Here is a 19,878-nt window from a genome sequence, read left to right as displayed (position 1 = left end):
TTGAAGATATCCTCCAAAAACATAACTTCTTCACACCTCGCCATACAAACCAGTGTAGCATTAGTATCGGTAGGATGTCTTGAGGGGCACAATGTAATACTTGTCTCCGTACAGAATCAACACCTGTTTATCATAAGGGGCAACCATTTTAAATATGTCATATGTAAACTGCTATTCATTGTATAATCCCCTGTCTATTTAAATTATACTATCTCTTACCGGTTCATTACCATAATTTAGCCGCATTTAATTTTATTTATTACGCAGTTTGGTAGATAAAAAGCTCATATAAAATATCAGCCCATGGCGGGCTACCATAACCCATATCGACGTCCACAATAGTAAGCTAGATGTCCACAATGGTAGCACCGCCCGTGGGCCGCAAGAATGGGCAAGCCAACCGTATCCCCAAAAATATTTGAGGAATAGGGCTTTAAAGCCCTATTCCTCACTTGGGTTGGATCCTGTTAAGCAACTCGTTGATCTCCTTGACAAAGCCCGACAGCGGTTTGCCCTGACCTATATCCTTAAAAATATCCTGTATGCGGCTCACTAGGTCAGGGTCTGCAGTGACGGCTACCCTATTAATCCTGGTATCCGTCTTTTTGACCACCTGATCAATCTTTTTCTTTATCTCATCGGTTATTTTACCTTTATACTGTTGGTCGAACTGCACCCCTATTATGGCGGTAGTGCCGCTTATGATGCATGTAGCCGACCGTATCTCCTTAAGGTCAGCCACCTTATCGGCAATACGGCGAGCCCTGTCCATATACTGGCTGTTGTCACTCTGGGTACGCGTCACGTTAGGAACGGACGGCGTAGTAGGCGTTCTAGGCACAGTCCACCTGGTGGTGCGGGGCACGTTTTGATTTTCGGTATCCTGCCGCGTGGTACCCCTCTGAGTACAACCAACAATTGTTATTAAAACTATTAAAACGCAGGCAAACAAAACAAGGAACTTTTGTTTCATAATTATCGCCTCCTTGTTTTTAGTTTGCCTGCTATACTGGTTTTTATTTGATGAAATATAATGTAACCCTGCATAAAGCTACTACTTTAAAAAAACGCGCTTAAAGCGCGTTTTAATTTAAAATCTTTATTAAACTCAATCAACTTTATTAACCAGTTTCTGTAAATTTTGCTTGTAAGGCGGATATACTACCCCTGCATCGGTGATTATAGCAGTGACGTATTGGTTGGGCGTCACGTCAAATGCAGGGTTGGCCACTTTTACACCGTAAGGCGCAATCCGTACCCCGCCTATATGGGTGACCTCCCGCTCATCCCTCTCTTCAATGGGGATATCGTCTCCGCTTTCAATGGAAAGATCAAGGGTGGACAACGGAGCTGCTACATAAAAGGGAACCCGATTCTCCTTTGCCAACACCGCCAAGGTGTAGGTGCCTATCTTGTTGGCCACATCGCCGTTGGCGGCAATCCTATCAGCGCCTACAATGACAGCTGATATGATACCCTTCTTCATGAAATATCCCGCCATGCTATCGGTGATCAGGGTAACTGGAATGCCTTCCTCCATCAGCTCCCACGCCGTCAGCCTTGCGCCCTGCAGATAGGGGCGGGTCTCATCGGCATATACCGAAATATTTTTGCCGGCCTCGCGAGCCGCCCGTATAACTCCCAGGGCAGTGCCGTATCCTACCGTAGCTAGAGCTCCGGCATTGCAATGGGTCAGCACCACAGCGCCATCTTGCAAAAGCTGCTGGCCAAAATAGCCTATTCGCCGGTTTGTCTCGACATCCTCCTGTGCCATCCTGTCGGCTTCTTTAAGCAGCAAGTCCTTGATATCCTCAACTGATGCCTGCCTGTTATCATAAGCCACCTTCAGCATCCGCTCTATGGCCCAGAAAAGGTTGACAGCAGTGGGACGGGTATCTTTAAGCAGCTCTGACACCTTTTCAAGGTGCTTGATAAATCCTTCCACATCGTCACCCTTGTACTCGGCAGCGCCCAGCACCATCCCGTAAGCCGCCGAAACGCCAATGGCGGGGGCTCCCCGCACTATCATTTCCTTTATTGCTCGGGCCACATCGCTATAGGTATAGCACTCCACATACTTCTTCTGGTGCGGAAGAAGGGTCTGGTCCAGAAGGCAAAGTCTATCGTTTTTCCACTCAATAGGCCTTATAATCGGTCCCTCCTTATCTCGTCATACTCATCCATTGGGCTGCATATACACCATGCCACAGCCTTCAACACGATTATATGGTTTTTCACCAAAAGGCCAAATCATTTGCAGCAGTCGCACTCGACATCCACATCCATCTTTTCAATCATGGCCATTATGAGGTTTCTCACCTTGTCATTATTCTCCTTGAAGACCCTCAAGACCTCTTCCTCTGTGACCGGCGCTATATCGTCGCGACCCTCCAGCCCTGCATCATAATCGGTGATGAGGGCAATGTTTACATAGCACATGCCCAGCTCCCGTGCCAGGATCACCTCTGGGTACTGAGTCATGTTTATGACCTCCCAGCCCATGCTGCTATACCAGCGGCTTTCGGCCTTTGTAGAAAACCTGGGGCCCTGTATTACCACGACGGTGCCACCATCGTGGATGGTTATACCCTGCTCCTTACCGGTCTCCACTGCCAGCTTACGCAACCTGTGGCAATATGGGTAGGCTGCGCTTACGTGCCTTACCACCGGCCCATCAAAAAAAGTGCTCTCCCTACCCCATGTCCTGTCGACGAATTGATCGCACACCACGAAATCCCCGGGCTTGATGTGGGGCTGCAGACTACCCGAGGCAGTGGGTGCGATAATCTGCTTTACTCCCAGCTCCTTCATGGCATATAAATTTGCCCTGTACGGGATTTTATGAGGCGGATACCTGTGATCCTTGCCGTGCCTTGGGAGAAAAGCCACCCGCTTGTCCCCTACCCTAGCCAAGGCGATCTTATCGCTAGGAGCCCCGTACGGGGTGGGTACCGTTATCTCCTCCACATCCTCCAAAAAGGAATAAAATCCCGAACCACCAAACACTCCTATATCAGCCCTGTATTCCATTATCCACGGCGGCACAAAGCTTCCAACCCCTGCAGGCTTAAACTTGCTGCTCATTGCTGCCATGGCCATATTAGCTTGAAAAAGCACAGGCACAGCCCACAGACCATGATGGCATTGCCCTACGCAGCAAGGGTTGGAATATGAAGCGCCTTCCTCCCTTCTTTTAAAATTAATTATCGTTCCTATTCAAGCCCAAATAAACCTGACAGTCGCCAGCTTATGACTGACCAGCTCAAGGCTTATGACCAGCTCAAGCAAATTGGGCTATAGTATCAGCATTAGCCTTTTTGATTGACCTTTCAAAAATCGTAATTTCCTTTCCAGGTCTCAGCAGAAAATTTAAAATTACAGCAGCAAAATTTAAAATTAACTGGTACGCCATTCCCGATATACAGCCACGCTCTACATGCCATATACTGCCCCAACCATTATAATTCGGCCTTTACCGTTTGCAGCCAAGCTCGGGCAATGAGGGCATGTCCTGCCTGAGAGGGATGAACCCCATCGGGTGCCCAAAACTCGGGCTCACGCTTCGCAGCAGCTGCCGCAAAGATGCCGTCCAACGGGACGTACAGCGCACCAAATTCCCTGGCCAGCTCCCGCACTACCTGAATCTTGGGGTCTAAATCCTCCCGCCACATTTTGCGGTCCTCCGGCACCGGCAGCACAAAAGGCTCGCAGAGAATGATTCTGGCGTTTAGCTTCTCTTTAGTTTCGGTCAAAATCTTCCTGTATCCCGCAGCAAATACCTCCACCGGTGTGGGGTCGTTTCTGTCATATCTGCGCCAGCAGTCGTTTATGCCTATCAAGATGGAGACCCATGAAGGATTGAGGTCTATGCAGTCCCGCTGCCACCGCTCCACAAGATCCCTTACGCGGTTGCCGCTTATCCCCTTATTGATAAACTTCACCCTCTTTTCAGGGTAAACGGCGCTAAACCAGGCAGCTATCATATTGGCATACCCGTACCCCAGATCATGGTCATCGTCCCTGTTTCGCCCGCAATCGGTAATGCTGTCACCCTGAAATAAAACCACTGCTCCATCCTCTATCAACGTGCTCACTTCAAAAACCTCCTCCAAAAACTTTCTCAGCACTTATATTTCGCGCTTATATTTGTTTAGACTCAACTATACTTTTAACTAAGAGACGCAAGCAAGAGACGCAAGTGCGAGTTTATACCGCACTGCAAAAGTTTAAAGCCGATTATACGAGCATTTTAATCCCGCCATATATAAAGTATATCGAAAATCCAATCAAAAATAGCCCCAGGCCAAAGACCAACCAGCGGTACAGCTGATGGCTCAAGACCCTTTTACCCCTGGATATGCCAAATGAGACGCCAGAATACCATGTGAGGTCTGATAATATGTGGCCTATGTAAAAAGAGATCACCCCCCACCATCCCAGGAAATAGGCCTGACGTATCATTTCCATGCCGGCAGTAGCCCACCACATTATGAAATACGGATTGGTGATGCTGACCAGAGCCCCTGCCAGCACCAGGTTTTGAACATCAAAACGGCCCCTGGCGCCATCCTGCATTGAAACGGCATCGCGTATGGCCGACTTTACCATGTTAAAGCTCATCCACATCAAAAACCCTCCGCCTATGAGGCCTATCAACCCAGCCACCCTGGGGCTGGCAAAAAAATCCTTCAGCCCCAATGCCATGGCCATAACCAGCATGAATTCAAGGACTCCGTGGCCTAATACCACCAGCGGCCCAGCTATAGCCCCTCTTTTCAGGCCCCCATCTATGGTAACGCCTAGCATAGGCCCCGGCATCATGGCCCCTGAAAAACCCGTTATAAAGGCGCTTAAGAACATCCCCCATAAGCTCATCTCAGCTCATAGCCCTTCCTTCTCCTTATCTTCTAAAGCGCTTGTTTGAGGATATTTTACCACATTTTTACCTGGCCTGCAAAAATAAACTAAACATTCTTTTAAATAAAAAACAATTTAGAAGTACAAACTAACGGTGTACCAACCATCAAAAAAGGAGGTCGGATACCCTTGGAAAAGAAATTAGAAAAGAACCTGGAAAATAAAAAACGGCTCCCCAAGGATGATACAGTAAGCGATATCTTAGGGGACAAAAGCGCTTACGGAGAATTCGTATCAACCTTCCATGCCTGGACGGGCTTAGAAGGAACGCACAAGCGCGGAGCGGAACTTCAAGAAAAAGGCAAGGCTAAAAAGAAACAGGATAAACCTTACGTTGCCAAGACAAAAGAGGAATAGTGAGATAGTGAATTGACGGTTAAAAATTTTATAGGGCTTTTGACAAAGGTGCAACGGATAAAAACAACGCGCAAAAACCGCAAGAAAAACCGCATAAAAGCTTCTTAAGCATTAGTCAGGCCTTTGGAAAAGGCGCACAAAGGCCTCAGTGGGCACTCCCCACATGATGGCCTTTTAGCCGCACAATAACGGTTGCCCACCGCATCAATCTGGGCATGGTACTCGTTGTAAAGCTCTACATCCGGCGGAATGTGATCCATGAAAAACCTTTGAAGCTGATGGTACTGTATATCGGCATCCACCATGCCCAGCCTGGAAAATATCCTTTTGGTATAGGCGTCCACCACAAATATGGGCTTTTCGGCAGCATAGAGCAATATGCTGTCGGCCGTCTCCTGCCCTATGCCGTATATCCCCAACAGCTCCTCCCTCAAAGGCCACAGGTCCCTGGCAAAAAAGCGCTCCAGCGATCCACCGTAATTGTCCATCACGTACCTGCAGAAGGCTTGAAGTTTCTTGGCTTTCATGTTGTAATACCGGGCAGGGCGTATGAGCACGGCCAGCTCATCATGGGAAGCCCGCGCTATGGCTGCCAGGTCCAGCAACCCAGCCTGCTTTAAGTTCCTTATAGCCTGCTCAACGTTTCGCCATGCAACGCCCTGTGTGAGTATGGCCCCCACCACCACCTCAAAAGGGGTATCAGCCGGCCACCAATGCCTGGGGCCAAAGTGTTCATACATCCTGTAGTATATATTCATCAGCTCATGGTACATGGACATAGCCCCCATATTCTCCCCCATCCATCATTTTTTGATCTGACAAGTCTCCCTGTAAACCCACCATCACTCGTTAGATCTCTGTAAATCCATTATAACTCGTTAGATCTCTGTAAACTCACATAACTCGTTAGAAATATTATAACTCCCTGAAAATGTACGGAGACTATAGGAGACTATACACAGTTTTCACTGCACAAGTCCCGCTGTAGTCCTTTAAAAGTTTCGCATCAACAGACAACCTTCGCATCAAAAAGCAACCAACGGGCCGATGAATGGCCGCTTTAGTATTATTTACTACCTTTAGCATTCTACCACCTAATATACCTGCGCGCCGCTATACCTCTTCTATGCGCACCGCTATACTCCTTCTATACAGAAAAACCACTGCTGCCCGTACACATCTACCAAATGCACTACAGGGTGGCAGCCATGGCGCACAGCTATGGTCAGCTCATCCACCAAATAAGGCGTATAAAAGCTCCGCATCGCCCAGTTAGCCGCTTTGAAGGCGCCATCTTCCAGGTAGCCCACTGCCCACCAATCTACGAGGTCAAGGGGACCCAAACGCATCCCCCTTACCATGTCGTTCAAGACCTCACACCCATCCCTTTGCGTCAGGGTATAGCCTTTAAGCCGCACCACAAGCCGCTGGTCGGACAACCTGGTGCACTCCACATCAATTTCGGGGAACACCTTATACCCCAAAACATCCTCAAAATACTTGTAGTGGTGAAACTGTACCTTAAGAAAATCTTCATCGCAAGAGCAGCTTAACCGGCCCACCAGCCGCTTCCTGCAGGTATGCAGCGAAAAAAGGCCGTTGTCCACCCCTACCCATCGCCTGCCAAGCCTCTGGGCCACCGCCAGAGTAGTCCCCGAACCTGCAAAGAGGTCTGCCACCAGATCCCCCGGCCTGGAAGATGCCTTTATGATCCGCTCAAGCAGGGCTTCGGGCTTCTGGGTATCATAACCTGTTCTTTCAGGGTTCTTCTGATGGAGATGAGAGATATCGTCCCACACATCGCTGGGGTATACCTTGTCGTCCTCGTAATACCGGTATTCCCTGCCCCCTGACCTTATGGACCAGAATATTCGCCCGTCCTCGTCCACCTGCTGTTTCATGTGGTTGCGCTTGTACTTCCCTCGGGGAATGCCCACCGCCTCAATATCGAAATAATGCTTCGGCGTCTTTCTGTAAAACAGTATGGTGTCGTGTTTACGGCTGAAGTGGTTTTTAGCCCTGCCTCCGCTCTCGTAGTGCCATATGATCTCGTTGAGGAAGTTCTCCTCGCCGAATACCTCATCCAGCATGATGCGCATGTAAGCGCTGGTACGGTAGTCAACGTGCAGATACAGCGAGCCTTCGGGGGAAAGGAGGCGATGAGCACAGGACAGCACCTCTCTCATCATGGATAAAAAGGCATTCCTGCCCGCTTTCCACAGGTCATCATAAGCGGTATGGGTTATGATGTAGTTTCGGTTCCCCTTCCATCCCTCCGCGCCCACAGGCTGCTGAAAGCGAAACACCTGGCCGGTCACAAAAGGCGGATCCATGTACACCAGCTGCACCTTGCCCTCGTACCGCTCAAGCAACAACGGGATGGCCTTTAACACATCGCACCAGTAAAAGTCGCCGGCAATGCATTGCACATTGTCGCTTAAGCCATCCTGCCCGCTACCGCCCATATGAATATCCTTAGTGGCGTAGTATTCCTCTGTCGTTACGCCTATATGCCTTAATCGTATCAAGTTCACCACCGCGTCAACCATTAATCCCTCTTAGGTACTTTGGACCATTTTTCATGTATTATATCATAAATACATAAGATTTTAGCCATCGATATACAGAAAAGGCTGTCAATGCTATCATTGACAGCCCATGCTGCTATGTCCTCAAATCCATTTGCCATTTATAATTGGAAACCCTGTAGTATCTTTTATGCCTCTATATACTTCTCCAAGGTCTTTCTCACCGCACCTTTTCCGGCAACCAGTTCCGCAAACATAGCCTCAACCTTAGGCGCCAGCCCATACTCATACAGGTTCACGCCAAATATGACCTCGTTGGACAATATGGGCTTTAATGCTTCGGTAAACGGTCCGGTATCCCCCAGCTTTATGCCTTTGACGTACGACTGCAGGGTCTCCAGCATGGGATCAGGGCTGGGAGTAAAGGGATTGCCATCATCGTCTATCCCCATGAGATACCTGATCCAGCCCGCAAAGAAGAGAGGTATATACGTCAAAGTGGAGATATCCCTCTTGCCGGTCCTGATATAGGCCTTTAAAGTCTCTCCAAAGCGCACCGGTATCTTCTGGGAGGTGTCGGTAGCAATTCTCTGGGGCGTATCAGGCACAAACGGATTGGGGAAGCGCCTCTCAATGACCTCTTTTATGAAGTCCCGTGGGTCTATTATGCCCGGGTCAACTACCACCGGCAGTCCCTCTTCATACCCAACCTTCTCTATAAAAGCCTTCAGGTACTTATCCTTCATCTCCTCGGCTATGGATTTATAGCCCAGCAGGCAACCATAGACTGCCAGTACGGTGTGAAGGGGATTCAAACAGGTGCACACCTTCATCTTCTCTACCTTATCCACCGTCTCCCTATCGGTGAATATAACGCCGGCCTTCTCCAAAGGTGGCCTCCCGTTTGGAAATACGTCCTCTATTACCAGGTATTGCGCCTCCTCGGCATTCACAAAGGAGGAGATATAAGTATTCTTAGCAGTGCACACTATCTCGGCGCCTTCAAGGCCATCGGCTTCCAACATGGCCTTCACCTGCTCTGACGGGCGCGGCGTTATCTTGTCTATCATGCTCCAGGGGAATGACACCAGGCTGGAATCTTCAATGTAGTCCTTAAAGCCCTTGTCCACAAAGCCTTTCTCCACCCAAGCATCGACAAAGGCTTTCACCGCCTCATACAATTTGGTGCCGTTGTGGGAGCAGTTGTCCATGCTTACCAAGGCTATGGGCAACTTGCCGGCTTGATATCTTCTATAGCACAGCAGCGCGATCATGGCCATCAAAGTTTTGGGCTGATCAGGCAGGGAGTTCAAGTCATCCACTACAGCTGGGTAGTACTCTCCCCTGGCATTCTTCAAAGAATATCCCTTTTCGGTTATGGTAAAACTTGCCATCTGTAGCGATGGGGAGGTAAATATCTCGGTCAGCCTATCCATGTTGCCCGTAGCAGGCAAGGCCTCCACCACGCTGGCCACAACCCTCTTATCCACGCTGCCATCGGCCTTCAAAGTAACCACTACGCTGAGGTTATCAAATGGCGCATAGGCCTTTTCTATGATCTCCTCGTCGTAAGACTCACATACGATAATCCCCCTGTCACTGTATCCTCTTTCCAGCAGGGTTTGCTGAAGTACGGCCGGGAAAGCTCTAAATATGTTGCCCGCCCCAAAATGGATCCATATGGGCTCTTTCCTGGTCTTCTCCCTTACTTTTTGGATATCAAACTCTGGCAGCTTGTAGCCCTTTTCTACCCATTTCTGCCTATTTCCCAGATCGGCCAAGCTGAGCTTCACCGCTTTCACCCCAATTTCTAAACTAAATATATATATTATGCCACTATCCAGGCTTTAGGATAGTGGCCTGTAAAACGCAAACCGGGTTAACCGCTTACCTCATTACCTGTCAGTACTCTCCTGTTAAGATAACGCTTTTGCAACGTCCTCCCGATTTAACAACCCATTCATTTGGCTTCTCGGGCGAGCATTCCTCCACCTAACCCTCGCATCGATCGGGGTCGCGCTTCGAATCCTAGCGGAGGTTGAGCGCAATGGCAACCACCGTGCAACATTGCATCCACCGGACAACATAGCATCCACCGGGCAGCGCTCGACGCACTGGCCGCAACCCGTACACCTATCAAACAAGCACCCTGTGTTTTTGCTTTCGCTCGCCCTCTATGGCTTCAAACTTGCACACACTCTTGCAAACAGTACAGCCTATGCACTTATCCCTCAGATACAGAAGCTACCTTGCGCTTTGAAAAATCGGCATATATGGCGCCAGTTGGGCATTTTTCAGCGCATGCCATGCAGTTTACACACTTATCATACCTTATCCTGGCAAGATTGTCAACAAAGTCTATGGCATCAAACTGGCAAGCCTTAACGCACAGCCTGCAACCTATGCATCCCACCTTGCAGTTTTGGCGCACCTGTTTGCCTGGATCCCTGGATATGCAAAGCACCTGTACCAGGCTGGACTGGGGAATAAGCTCTATCAACTTCTTTGGACAGGCCTCCACGCACTTGCCGCACCCGGTACACTTATCCGGATCCACCACAGCAATGCCATCATCGGCAATGTGGATGGCATCAAAGGGGCACGCCCTCACGCAGGTCCCAAGCCCAAGGCAACCATAGCTGCAACCTTTATATCCTCCGGCCAGCATGGACGCCGCCACGCAGTCCTGTATGCCCTTATATTCATACTTGTTTACGGCGTTGTGGCAGTTACCCCGGCACAGCACACGGGCAATGGCTCGTTCCCTCTCCTCCACATCAACGCCCATTATAGCGCCCACCTTCATGGCCACCGTCGCCCCCCCTACGGTACAGCCGTCCACCGGTGCCCTGCCGGCAACCACAGCCTGTGCAAACCCATCGCACCCGGGATAGCCGCAGGCCCCGCAGTTAGCGCCCGGTAGCACTTCATGTATGGCTTCAACCCTGGGATCTTTTTCAACAGCAAACCTTTTGGAGGCAAAAGCCAGCACCGCTCCAAATAATAGCCCCATGCCCCCCAGACTGAGCAGGGACAGCAATACCTTCTCCATGGACAATAACCCCCCTCACTTTATGAGCCCCTGGAACCCTAAAAAGGCCACCGACATCAACCCCGCCGTAATAAGGGCCATGGGAAACCCTTTAAGCGGCTTGGGGATATCGGACAACTCCAGCCGTTCCCGTATACCGGCAAAAAGCACTATGGCCAGGGTAAATCCAAGGGCGGCTCCCACTCCGTTAAACAGCGCCTGAATCAAATCATACTTCTCGTCTATGTTTATGATGGCCACGCCCAGCACGGCGCAGTTGGTGGTAATAAGCGGTAAATACACGCCTAACGCCTGATACAGCGTCGGGCTGGTCTTCTGGATGACCATTTCGACAAACTGCACCAGCGAGGCTATTACCAGAATGAATATGATGGTCTGGAGATACCCAAGGCCCAAAGGCTCAAGTATGGCATACTGGACTATATAGGTGATCAGAGACGTCATGGCCATCACGAAGGTAACGGCAGCACCCATCCCCACAGCGGTTTCAACCCGCTTGGATACCCCAAGGAATGGGCATATACCTAAGAACCTCGACATGACGAAGTTGTTTATGAGTATCGAACTTATCAATATGACGAATATCTTGCTCACGTATTCCATACCATTTCCCCCTACACATGGCTTTTAAATTGAGCCTACACCCGCTCAAGTACAAGGGCACAGCCCAGCGGCCATATCCTAACACATCAAAAGCAAAATTCGAAACATCAGCCCGCAATTTAACGCTCAACATCCATCCCAGGAACTTCGCTGATCCAGGTCCTATTCAGTCCTGCCCGTCAGCTTGTTGAGCAGCCCCAGCACCAGCCCAAGGGTTATAAACCCACCGGGAGGTAGTATCATGATGACGGCCGGACTAAAGCTTTCGGGAAAAACGGGCATACCAAACCAGGTCCCGGCACCCAGTATCTCGCGTATCGAACCCAGTAAAAGCAGCGCCAGCGTAAACCCTACGCCCATACCCAACCCATCAACTACCGATAGCAGGGCCGAATTCTTGGACGCAAAGGATTCGGCCCTTGCCAGAATGATGCAGTTTACGACAATAAGCGGGATATATATGCCCAGGCTCTCGTTGAGCTCGGGAAGAAAAGCCTGCATTATCATGCTGACCACCGTAACAAAGGTGGCGATGACCACCACAAAGGCTGGTATCCTTATCTTCTGGGGTATAAAATTCTTAAGCAACGATATCACCAAATTCGATCCTATCAGAACAAAAGTGGTGGCCAGCCCCATGCCTATGCCGTTTATGGCCGCGGTAGTCAAGGCAAGGGTGGGACACATTCCCAAAACCATCCTGAAGGTGGGATTTTCATTGATGACGCCATTGAAAAATACGCTCAAAGCTTTCTTCATCCTTCAGCACCCCCGTCCTTTAATAGCCGGCCGTATAGCTCTAAAGCAGAGTTCACACCTTCTGTCACCGCCTTTGAGGATATGGTAGCGCCGGTTATAGCTTGCACTTCTGTATCCTTGGTGGCGCTTCCCCTTACCACCGCCAGCGGACTACCAGCCGGCTTGCCACTATACTGGCTTAAGAAATCAGAGCCGGCAGCTTTGGCCCCCAGCCCGGGGGTTTCGTTGTGGCTTACGATGCTGACGTTTTCGATCCTATCTTCCTTAGAGTTTATTCCCACAAACAGCTCCACATCCCCGCCATACCCCTTGGATATCACCTTAAATACGTAGCCTACCGTGTCGCTCCCCGACTTGCCCTGGTAAGCCTCAACGACGTTGGGATACTGACCCTTATATTCCGATAAGTCAATCTGGACGAATTCTTCGGCACCGGGCAGCACTGCTTTTCGAGCTTCCAGGCTAGCCAGTTCGTTCTGAATCCTTATGGGCTCTTCGGTGACAGCATAGGTGATGCCCAGAGCCAGAGCTGCCACCGCAGTTATTATGAATAACTTTATAGATAGCTTTACGCCTTCAGACATCTGCCCTCACCTCCCCATAAATTCGGGGCATGGTAAACCTGTCAATCAAGGGAGTGGCCACGTTCATCAGCAGTATGGAATAAGTGACCCCTTCGGGATAGCCGCCGTACAATCGGATAATAGATGTGATTATTCCGCATCCAATACCCATTATTATCTGCCCTTTAGGCGTCACCGGTGAGGACGAGTAGTCGGTAGCCATATAGAACGCTCCCAGCATAAGGCCGCCCGAAAATATGTGGTATATGGCGTTTCCGGTAAAGAGGCCTTGAGGCCCCAAAATCCAGGTAAGCAGCGCCACGGTGCCGATGAAGCTTACCGGGATCCTCCAGCTTATCACCCTTCTCCACAGCAGATAAGCAGCACCTATGAGAAGGGCCAGGTCGGACGTCTCGCCCAGGCAACCTCTAGTACCGCCTACAATGATGGACCACAGTGGAGGAAGCTGCTCTTCCGTCCCCTCCAGCCCTTTGAGTATGGCAAGGGGTGTGGCCGAACTGACGGCATCAGTTGTTCCGCTCACAGACCAATTAGTCGACGCCATTCCACTTGCAGCGCCGCGGATGGGGTCAGCCCAGGTGGTCATATACACCGGCCACGCGGCCAGCAAAATAGCTCTAGCAGCCAAGGCTGGATTCATGAAGTTATGTCCCAGCCCACCAAAGGCCTGCTTGACCAAAGCAATGGCGATAGCAGAACCCACCACGGGCAACCACAGCGGAACGGTAGGCGGCAGGTTAAAAGCCAGCATAAGCCCCGTCACCACAGCGCTCCAATCGCTGATGGTAACCGGCTTTTTCATGAGCTTTTGCACAATGGCTTCGGTCATCACGGCCGATAAAACCGATATGACCATTATCAAAGCCGCTCTTCCCCCGAAGAAGTATACGCCGGCTGCCGCCGCCGGCAAAAGGGCTAGCACCACATCCAGCATGATGCGGGCCGTGGTATCCTTTGAATACACGTGGGGGGAAGAAGAAACTATCAAAGGCTCCATCGCAACATCCCCCTCTTCATCTAAACCATATGGGTACAAACCCGGTTTAGAAGGTTGGGGTATTTGTAATCCGCCTTTATATGATGCTGTCCCGGCCCCAACAGGCGGTATTTGGGACAGCCCTGCTTCTTATAACTTTGCTCCTTAACTGAACGCAGAACAATCATGCCTTGGTTTAAACAGTCCAATCCTTGGGCAAAAGCTACGCAACAACGCACACAACAGGCTTCTGGAGCTTTACCGTTGCCTATCAGCAGCTGGCATCAGTTGGCCGCAGCACGCTTTCTCCTTTCGGTAATCACCCGTTTAGCAGTGCGCACCGATTGCACAAGCGGACGCTTAGCAGGACATATATATGAGCAACAGCCGCACTCTATGCAGTCCATGGCATGTAGCCTTTCGCTGTTATCATAGTCCCCCTTGAGGGCATAAGCGCTGATAAATAAAGGCATAAGTCCCATGGGGCAGGCCTCTACGCATCTGCCGCACCGTATACATGGACCCGGTTCGGGCGTCTCGGCTTCCTGCTTGGTGAGCACCAGGATCCCCGAGGTGCCCTTTATGACCGGCACATCCAGGGTGTACTGTGCAATCCCCATCATGGGCCCTCCCGATATCACCTTGGCGGGCTGGCCCACCAGTCCTCCGCAGGCGTCGATCACATCCTTAAAGGGCGTGCCAATGCGCACCAAAAGGTTCTTGGGCTGGGCCACCCCACCGCCCGTCACCGTTACGATGCGCTCTATCAGCGGCATGCCCGTCTTTATTGCCCGGGCAATGGCAGCCGCCGTACCCACGTTGTTGACCACAACTCCTACGTCCATGGGCAGGCCCCCCGACGGCACCTGCCTGCCAGTCAAGGCATATATGAGCTGTTTTTCGGCGCCCTGAGGGTACCTGGTCTTAAGCTTCACCACCTCGACCCCGGACACCGATTTGGCGGCATCCGCCATAGCGCGTATGGCATCGGGCTTGTTGTCCTCTATGGCAATGTACCCTCTTTCAACCCCCAACACTTTCATGATGACCTTCAAGCCTTCTACTATATCCTGCGGATTTTCAACCATCAAGCGGTGGTCGGCCGTTAGATAAGGCTCGCATTCGGCACCGTTCAGTATCACAAGTTCTATCTTCTTGTCCTTAGGCGGCGAAAGCTTGACATGAGTAGGAAATGCAGCACCGCCCATGCCCACGATTCCGGCTTCAAGGATCAAATTTCTTAACTCCTCGGCGTCCATAGACTCCATATCCCTTGGGATTATGGACTCATCAGGCTCATCCATGCCGTCATTCTCGATAATAACGGCAAGCCCCTCCCCCATCGCAGGATGGGGCATCTGCTTAATCTCCTTCACAACCCCCGAAACGCTGGCATGAACCGGCGCACCCACAAAACCCTTGGGCTGCCCAATCTTTTGGCCCAGCTTAACGCGGTCCCCCGGCTTTACCAGCGGTTCACATGGGGCACCTGTGTGTTGCTGCAAATGTATATACACCAGCTTGGGCGCTTGCATCCGTTCAACCGCTTTGTCCTGTGTGCCCTCTTTCCTGTGGGGAGGATGCACCCCTCCTTTAAACCCAAACACCTTCAACCCCATCTCACACACCTTCTTCACCTTAAATCTTTATAACTTATCCGATGCACAAGTCAGCACGCGACTTAATTCGGAATATTGCAACATAATATACATACATCCTCAGAATATTATAACATAGTTTTTATAAAAAATGTTATACATCACACAAGTTTATTTTTTAACAAATGGCTTGAAAACAGCATTTTAAACAGTTTTAACTGTTATATAACTAGTACACACTGTAATATGTGTATTATACATATATTCCAAAAAATTTAAGAAAAGTTTGCTAATTTTTTTGAAAATGCAAGGCTGCTTTCATGGCGTTGGCATGTTACAAATTTAGCAATCTCTGAAAAAATTCTTTAGCAATTTCATGAAAAGCTCCTTTGCTATTCCGCAATCGCACGTTATTTTTTTTCGCTTCGCTTAAGCTCCCAAATGCCCATTGTCAGCAGGAAAATACCAAACAGCTTCTTCAATACGTCGGAAGAGATAGCAACAGCAAGCTTTGCACCCAGAAATGCTCCTATGGCTCCTGCTAGAACGAGATAGAAGGCCATCCTATATTTGATGTATCCGTTTTTGATATGAAGCCAGATTGCCAGAATTGCCGTAGGAAAGAATGCCGCCAGATTGACCCCCTGGGCAGCGTGCTGGGACAAGCCGACCAAAAAGACAAGAGCAGGGATGAGGATGCTTCCTCCACCGATGCCCATCCCACCGATGATCCCGAAAGCCAGTCCTATAAAAAAAAGCAGCATTTTATGTAATCATCCTTATTGCAGCAATGATCATGAAAAGTCCAAAAACTTTACGTAGCCAGTAAGGCGAGATTTGATTGAGGATCCACGCCCCTATAAGGCCACCTATGGCACCGCCGGCGGCCACCTTCCATATCACATCCCACTGAAAAAATCCGCCTCTGAAATACACAAAGGAGCTTATGGCCGTCAAAGGCAATATGACCGCCAGGGCAGTAGCGTGGGCATCGTGCTCTTTCATGCCCAAAAGATGTACCATGGCAGGCACCACGATTGTGCCGCCTCCCGAGCCAAAAAAGCCGTTGCACAGCCCCGCTGCAAAACCTGCTATGCCAATTTTGATCCAATGTTTCATCCCTTACATCACCAGTAATTAATCTTGCCAAAGCACTAGCCTTTTATGCCTATATAAACAAAGCCACTGGTCTTATCGGCCAGCGGCTCTCATCACAGCAGCCTGATGATCAGGATCCTGTCTGTTGTGTATGTGGGTCCTGCTCTTGTAAAAGTGTATGCATACATGTCCCTGCATGCCGTTGTTGGGTATGGTATCATAGGCATGGGGCATTCCGTGCATGGAAGCAGCCACCCGCACGCCGCCAATCTCAACTATCACAGGCCTGCGCTCCCAGCTCCAACCGCCCCATATCTCCCTTATGGTCTGAGCATCCTTTGCCGTCAGCGGCTCTGAATCTGCATGGTTACTGCCACCGGTGCGCTTCATGTAAAACGACCTGCCGGTATAGAGGTCTATCACCTTTGCTACCGCACCCCTGGGAAACAAATACTGCCCCTTGGAGAACCACTCTACCAGCACCCCCATGGAAGTCCTCCCACCACGGGAAGCCGGCAGATAAGACGCCGCCGTGGATGGATATACAGTGTAGCGCTTGGCATTAGGGCTGTACAACACCCTTCTGGTCTCGGGTCCCACTGTTCCATCCACCTTAAGCCCGTTTACCTCCTGAAACAGCCGAACGGCGTCGGCAGTGGCTGTCCCGTAATATCCCGTGACCTTGTAGTTAAAATATCCCAGATCCCTGAGCCTCATCTGAAGATCCACTACCTTTTGGCCGGTGCACTTTACCTTAAGCACCTCATTATCGGCCGTTACAGGTAAATCCCCCTGATTTGTACCTACCCCAGCAGGCGTTCCTTCACCCCTTGCCGGAACGCACAAGAGTAAGCACACCATCAACGTCAAGATAAATAGGTTGGCTTTCACCTTCATCGGTATCACCTTATTTGAAATCATGTGTCCAATTTAATATTATCACAAATCATGGAAAATTGCATCAATTTTTACAAAATTATTTCAAAAATATTTCCACTTTATTAATTTGCGCGCATCAAAGCTAAAAGTCAGCACAGGCACAAGGCAAGCAGCTGCCATACTCCAAATTTTTTGCCATGATGATTATATCCTCAGGCTTATCGTCCAGCATGATCTGATAGCGGGTCTTCCGCACCTCGGAAAATCCCATGCTCCTCCAGAATTGCAACCCTGCTGTATTGCTGGCCACTACGCCGGCGTACAGCCACCTGATGAGCCACACGTCCCTGAAATACTCCTCCAGCATTGACACTACCATCTGTCCGATCCCCGCGCCCTGATAAGCCTCATCAATGAGAATAGAACTTATCCAGGCTTCGTCCTTTAATAGATAGTGCACGCGCCCTTTTACCACTCCCAGCATGATGCCGTGCCGCTTTTCAACCACCTTGAAAAAGAACTCCCATCGGCTGCAGCGTGCTTCGATGTACTTGTCCCTCATCTCCGCAAAGGTGATGGGCCTGTCAAGCCCGGTAGCCAGCTTATATCTTTCAACATCGCTGTACCACAGCCATATCTGAAATAAATCTTCTCGGGTAACAGGCGCAATCAGCAATCCATCCCTTTCCAGACAGTGTTTAATCATTTCCGCGCATCCCCTTTTGGATATGATAAAGACACAACATATTGTAGCTGTACATTATTTTTATTCTACAAATAGTGCACCAAATCCTCCTTCATAAATAAAAATTTTAAAAACCGAAACCAGCGCCCATCCATCTGTCAATTATCCTCTTCAAGTTCGACCTTATGGTGTTTTCCTTAACGTCGGCTGCGGCGTACAGATCCTTCTTTATGCTGACATCTTCTCCTAAAGTCACCTTTACATATCCCACCTTGGTGCCGGCTTTCACCGGCGCTTTGATATATTGAGGCAGTTTAACCTCCACCGCTATCTCCTTTTCCTCCCCCTCCCTTATCGGCAAGGCTATCTCATCCCTGCATATGGCCGCCACCTTTTCCTCATACCCGTCTTTCACCGGAATATACCCCATCACCTGTCCCTTTGCGACGGCGGTGTGGAGTTTAAAGTTTTCAAAGCCGTAATCTAGCAGGGCGGCGCTGTCCTCAAACCATGGCTGGCAGTCCAGCACCACGCATACCAGCTGCATGCCATGGCGTAGGGCGGCAGAAGCGAGACACCGTCGGGAAACTTTAGTATAACCCGTCTTTATGCCGTTAGCCCCTTCATAGGTCCATAGCAGAGCATTCTTATTCTGAAGCACCCTGTCATAGTTTCGCCCCTCCCAGGGGATCTTTTTGTACTTGGTGGAAACTATGGTGCGAAAGACGGGGTTTTGCATGGCATAGGCCGATATAAGGGCCAGGTCGTAAGCCGTAGTGTAGTGCATGTCGTCATGCAGCCCATGGGGGTTTACAAAGTTCGTATTTCTGGCACCTATCTGAACGGCTTTCCTGTTCATAAGCCTCACGAAGTTTTCCACGCTGCCGCCTATATGCTCGGCAATGGCGACAGCGGCGTCATTTCCCGAGCGGAGCATGAGCCCGTACAAAAGCTGCTCCAGGGTCAGCCGCTCCCCCTTTGCCAGGTAGATGGACGAGCCCTCCACCCCTACCGCCCTGGGCGAAACCGTCACCACGTCATCAAGGTTGCCCAGCTCTATGGCCAGTATGGCCGTCATGATTTTGGTGGTGCTGGCCATGGGCAGCTTCATATGCGGGTTTTTGGCGTACAGCACCCTCTTAGTGGATGCTTCCATCACAACGGCCGCCCTGGCAGCGGTAGAAGGCGTCGTCACGGGCACCGCGGAAGAGGCGCCCTGCGCCTCCGTACTCCTGCCGGCACTTTGAAGCACGGCATCCCTAAGTTCTAAATCCTCAAGTTCTAAAGAGGCCGTCCACTCCCAAATCAATTCGGGAACCAATTCGGAAACCGACTTCTGAGTGACAGCCTCCTCCGCTTCTAAAGTCGCTTTGGAACTCAGCAAATAACTAAGTTGGACTCCATCTTTTTTCGTCCCTGCATCCTGCAAATTGCTGTGAGCATCATAGTCTGCCAGAGCACCATCGGCAGAATATACGCCCGCCGGATAAAAAAATATATATGCGAAAAGCAGCATACAAGCTACGCAGCGCCTTATCACCTTTTCTTCCTCCCCGTCGACAATATGGCAAAACTCTCCATATCGTGCTAACGTGCCGGCCATCAAGCCAATTCCCTGTCGTACAGCGTGAAGCAGACGAGTTCCGGCACAGGTTTATTATTTGACAGGAAGTGAAAATAATTCGCCAAAAAATCAAAAGCCCCGCTTTTGATTAAGCGAGGCTTCAATTTGGTGCGGAAGAAGGGACTCGAACCCTTACGCTCTTAACGAGCAGCAGCCCCTCAAACTACCGCGTCTGCCAGTTCCGCCACTTCCGCACGTCCAAAACTATACTTTTGTAG

General features: G+C 50.2%; 22 protein-coding genes and 1 tRNA gene. 1 reads left to right on the top strand and 22 read right to left on the bottom strand.

Annotated elements, in window-relative coordinates; all coding sequences use genetic code 11:
* Window positions 1–448: 448 nt before the first annotated feature.
* The 5 genes from FWJ59_RS02715 to FWJ59_RS02695 all read right to left on the bottom strand — a co-directional run bounded on the left by FWJ59_RS02715 (window position 449) and on the right by FWJ59_RS02695 (window position 4,875).
* On the bottom strand, window positions 449–973 hold the full coding sequence (locus FWJ59_RS02715) for a YhcN/YlaJ family sporulation lipoprotein (RefSeq protein WP_414480450.1): 525 nt from the start codon (window positions 971–973) through the stop codon (window positions 449–451).
* A gap of 135 nt (window positions 974–1,108) precedes the next feature.
* Complete coding sequence (gene mtnA, locus FWJ59_RS02710) at window positions 1,109–2,149, bottom strand: S-methyl-5-thioribose-1-phosphate isomerase (protein ID WP_414480454.1); 1,041 nt, start codon at window positions 2,147–2,149, stop codon at window positions 1,109–1,111.
* A gap of 101 nt (window positions 2,150–2,250) precedes the next feature.
* Window positions 2,251–3,030: an S-methyl-5'-thioadenosine phosphorylase gene (locus FWJ59_RS02705; RefSeq protein ID WP_414480453.1), complete on the bottom strand. Its 780-nt coding sequence runs from the start codon at window positions 3,028–3,030 to the stop codon at window positions 2,251–2,253.
* A gap of 428 nt (window positions 3,031–3,458) precedes the next feature.
* Window positions 3,459–4,094: an SGNH/GDSL hydrolase family protein gene (locus FWJ59_RS02700; protein WP_414480449.1), complete on the bottom strand. Its 636-nt coding sequence runs from the start codon at window positions 4,092–4,094 to the stop codon at window positions 3,459–3,461.
* 142 nt (window positions 4,095–4,236) lie between these two features.
* Entirely contained in the window at window positions 4,237–4,875 is a 639-nt protein-coding gene (locus tag FWJ59_RS02695; RefSeq protein ID WP_414480448.1) for a LysE family transporter, read from the bottom strand.
* Between the two features lie 171 nt (window positions 4,876–5,046).
* Between FWJ59_RS02695 and FWJ59_RS02690 the strand changes: the two genes are divergently transcribed.
* On the top strand, window positions 5,047–5,274 hold the full coding sequence (locus FWJ59_RS02690) for a hypothetical protein (RefSeq protein ID WP_414480447.1): 228 nt from the start codon (window positions 5,047–5,049) through the stop codon (window positions 5,272–5,274).
* A 104-nt stretch (window positions 5,275–5,378) separates the two neighbouring features.
* Here the strand turns inward: FWJ59_RS02690 and FWJ59_RS02685 are convergent, their stop codons facing one another.
* The 17 genes from FWJ59_RS02685 to FWJ59_RS02605 all read right to left on the bottom strand — a co-directional run bounded on the left by FWJ59_RS02685 (window position 5,379) and on the right by FWJ59_RS02605 (window position 19,854).
* The gene (locus FWJ59_RS02685; RefSeq protein WP_414480446.1) at window positions 5,379–6,074 is read right to left on the bottom strand and encodes an endonuclease III domain-containing protein; all 696 of its coding nucleotides are present in this window, start codon (window positions 6,072–6,074) and stop codon (window positions 5,379–5,381) included.
* Between the two features lie 336 nt (window positions 6,075–6,410).
* Window positions 6,411–7,823: a DNA methyltransferase gene (locus FWJ59_RS02680; RefSeq protein WP_414480445.1), complete on the bottom strand. Its 1,413-nt coding sequence runs from the start codon at window positions 7,821–7,823 to the stop codon at window positions 6,411–6,413.
* A 167-nt stretch (window positions 7,824–7,990) separates the two neighbouring features.
* On the bottom strand, window positions 7,991–9,595 hold the full coding sequence (locus tag FWJ59_RS02675) for a mannitol dehydrogenase family protein (protein ID WP_414480444.1): 1,605 nt from the start codon (window positions 9,593–9,595) through the stop codon (window positions 7,991–7,993).
* Between the two features lie 123 nt (window positions 9,596–9,718).
* Window positions 9,719–9,946, bottom strand: a complete 228-nt coding sequence (locus FWJ59_RS02670) for a 4Fe-4S binding protein (protein ID WP_414480443.1) — start codon at window positions 9,944–9,946, stop codon at window positions 9,719–9,721.
* Complete coding sequence (locus FWJ59_RS02665; protein WP_414480452.1) at window positions 9,939–10,022, bottom strand: hypothetical protein; 84 nt, start codon at window positions 10,020–10,022, stop codon at window positions 9,939–9,941. The genes FWJ59_RS02670 and FWJ59_RS02665 overlap by 8 nt, the downstream gene beginning before the upstream one ends.
* 4 nt (window positions 10,023–10,026) lie before the next feature.
* Window positions 10,027–10,854 (bottom strand): RnfABCDGE type electron transport complex subunit B, encoded by an 828-nt coding sequence (gene rnfB / locus FWJ59_RS02660; protein ID WP_414480442.1) that lies wholly within the window; start codon window positions 10,852–10,854, stop codon window positions 10,027–10,029.
* Window positions 10,855–10,869: 15 nt separating this feature from the next.
* Window positions 10,870–11,457, bottom strand: coding sequence for an electron transport complex subunit RsxA (rsxA, locus tag FWJ59_RS02655; protein WP_414480441.1), 588 nt, complete (start codon window positions 11,455–11,457; stop codon window positions 10,870–10,872).
* Between the two features lie 162 nt (window positions 11,458–11,619).
* A complete protein-coding gene (rsxE, locus tag FWJ59_RS02650; protein WP_414480440.1) occupies window positions 11,620–12,216 on the bottom strand; it encodes an electron transport complex subunit RsxE in 597 nt (198 codons plus the stop codon).
* Entirely contained in the window at window positions 12,213–12,800 is a 588-nt protein-coding gene (locus tag FWJ59_RS02645; protein WP_414480439.1) for an RnfABCDGE type electron transport complex subunit G, read from the bottom strand. The genes rsxE and FWJ59_RS02645 overlap by 4 nt, the downstream gene beginning before the upstream one ends.
* Window positions 12,793–13,797 carry an RnfABCDGE type electron transport complex subunit D gene (locus FWJ59_RS02640; protein ID WP_414480438.1) on the bottom strand — a complete coding sequence of 335 codons (1,005 nt, stop codon included), beginning with the start codon at window positions 13,795–13,797 and terminating at the stop codon, window positions 12,793–12,795. Before FWJ59_RS02640 ends, FWJ59_RS02645 begins: the two co-directional genes overlap by 8 nt.
* A gap of 263 nt (window positions 13,798–14,060) precedes the next feature.
* The gene (gene rsxC, locus FWJ59_RS02635) at window positions 14,061–15,395 is read right to left on the bottom strand and encodes an electron transport complex subunit RsxC (protein WP_414480451.1); all 1,335 of its coding nucleotides are present in this window, start codon (window positions 15,393–15,395) and stop codon (window positions 14,061–14,063) included.
* 389 nt (window positions 15,396–15,784) lie between these two features.
* Window positions 15,785–16,138 carry a TSUP family transporter gene (locus FWJ59_RS02630; protein WP_414480437.1) on the bottom strand — a complete coding sequence of 118 codons (354 nt, stop codon included), beginning with the start codon at window positions 16,136–16,138 and terminating at the stop codon, window positions 15,785–15,787.
* A 1-nt stretch (window position 16,139) separates the two neighbouring features.
* Window positions 16,140–16,493 (bottom strand): sulfite exporter TauE/SafE family protein, encoded by a 354-nt coding sequence (locus FWJ59_RS02625; protein ID WP_414480436.1) that lies wholly within the window; start codon window positions 16,491–16,493, stop codon window positions 16,140–16,142.
* Between the two features lie 72 nt (window positions 16,494–16,565).
* Window positions 16,566–17,369, bottom strand: coding sequence for a peptidoglycan-binding domain-containing protein (locus FWJ59_RS02620; protein WP_414480435.1), 804 nt, complete (start codon window positions 17,367–17,369; stop codon window positions 16,566–16,568).
* 124 nt (window positions 17,370–17,493) lie between these two features.
* A complete protein-coding gene (locus tag FWJ59_RS02615) occupies window positions 17,494–18,057 on the bottom strand; it encodes an N-acetyltransferase family protein (RefSeq protein ID WP_414480434.1) in 564 nt (187 codons plus the stop codon).
* Between the two features lie 106 nt (window positions 18,058–18,163).
* Complete coding sequence (locus FWJ59_RS02610; protein WP_414480433.1) at window positions 18,164–19,639, bottom strand: D-alanyl-D-alanine carboxypeptidase family protein; 1,476 nt, start codon at window positions 19,637–19,639, stop codon at window positions 18,164–18,166.
* A 127-nt stretch (window positions 19,640–19,766) separates the two neighbouring features.
* Window positions 19,767–19,854 (bottom strand) — tRNA-Leu (locus tag FWJ59_RS02605).
* Window positions 19,855–19,878 lie beyond the last annotated feature (24 nt).

It is taken from the genome of Caldicoprobacter sp. (assembly GCF_047459465.1).
GTDB lineage: Bacteria > Bacillota > Clostridia > Caldicoprobacterales > Caldicoprobacteraceae > Caldicoprobacter.
The sequence above is the reverse complement of the archived record's forward strand: the minus strand, read 5'-3'. Positions and strand labels throughout refer to the sequence as shown.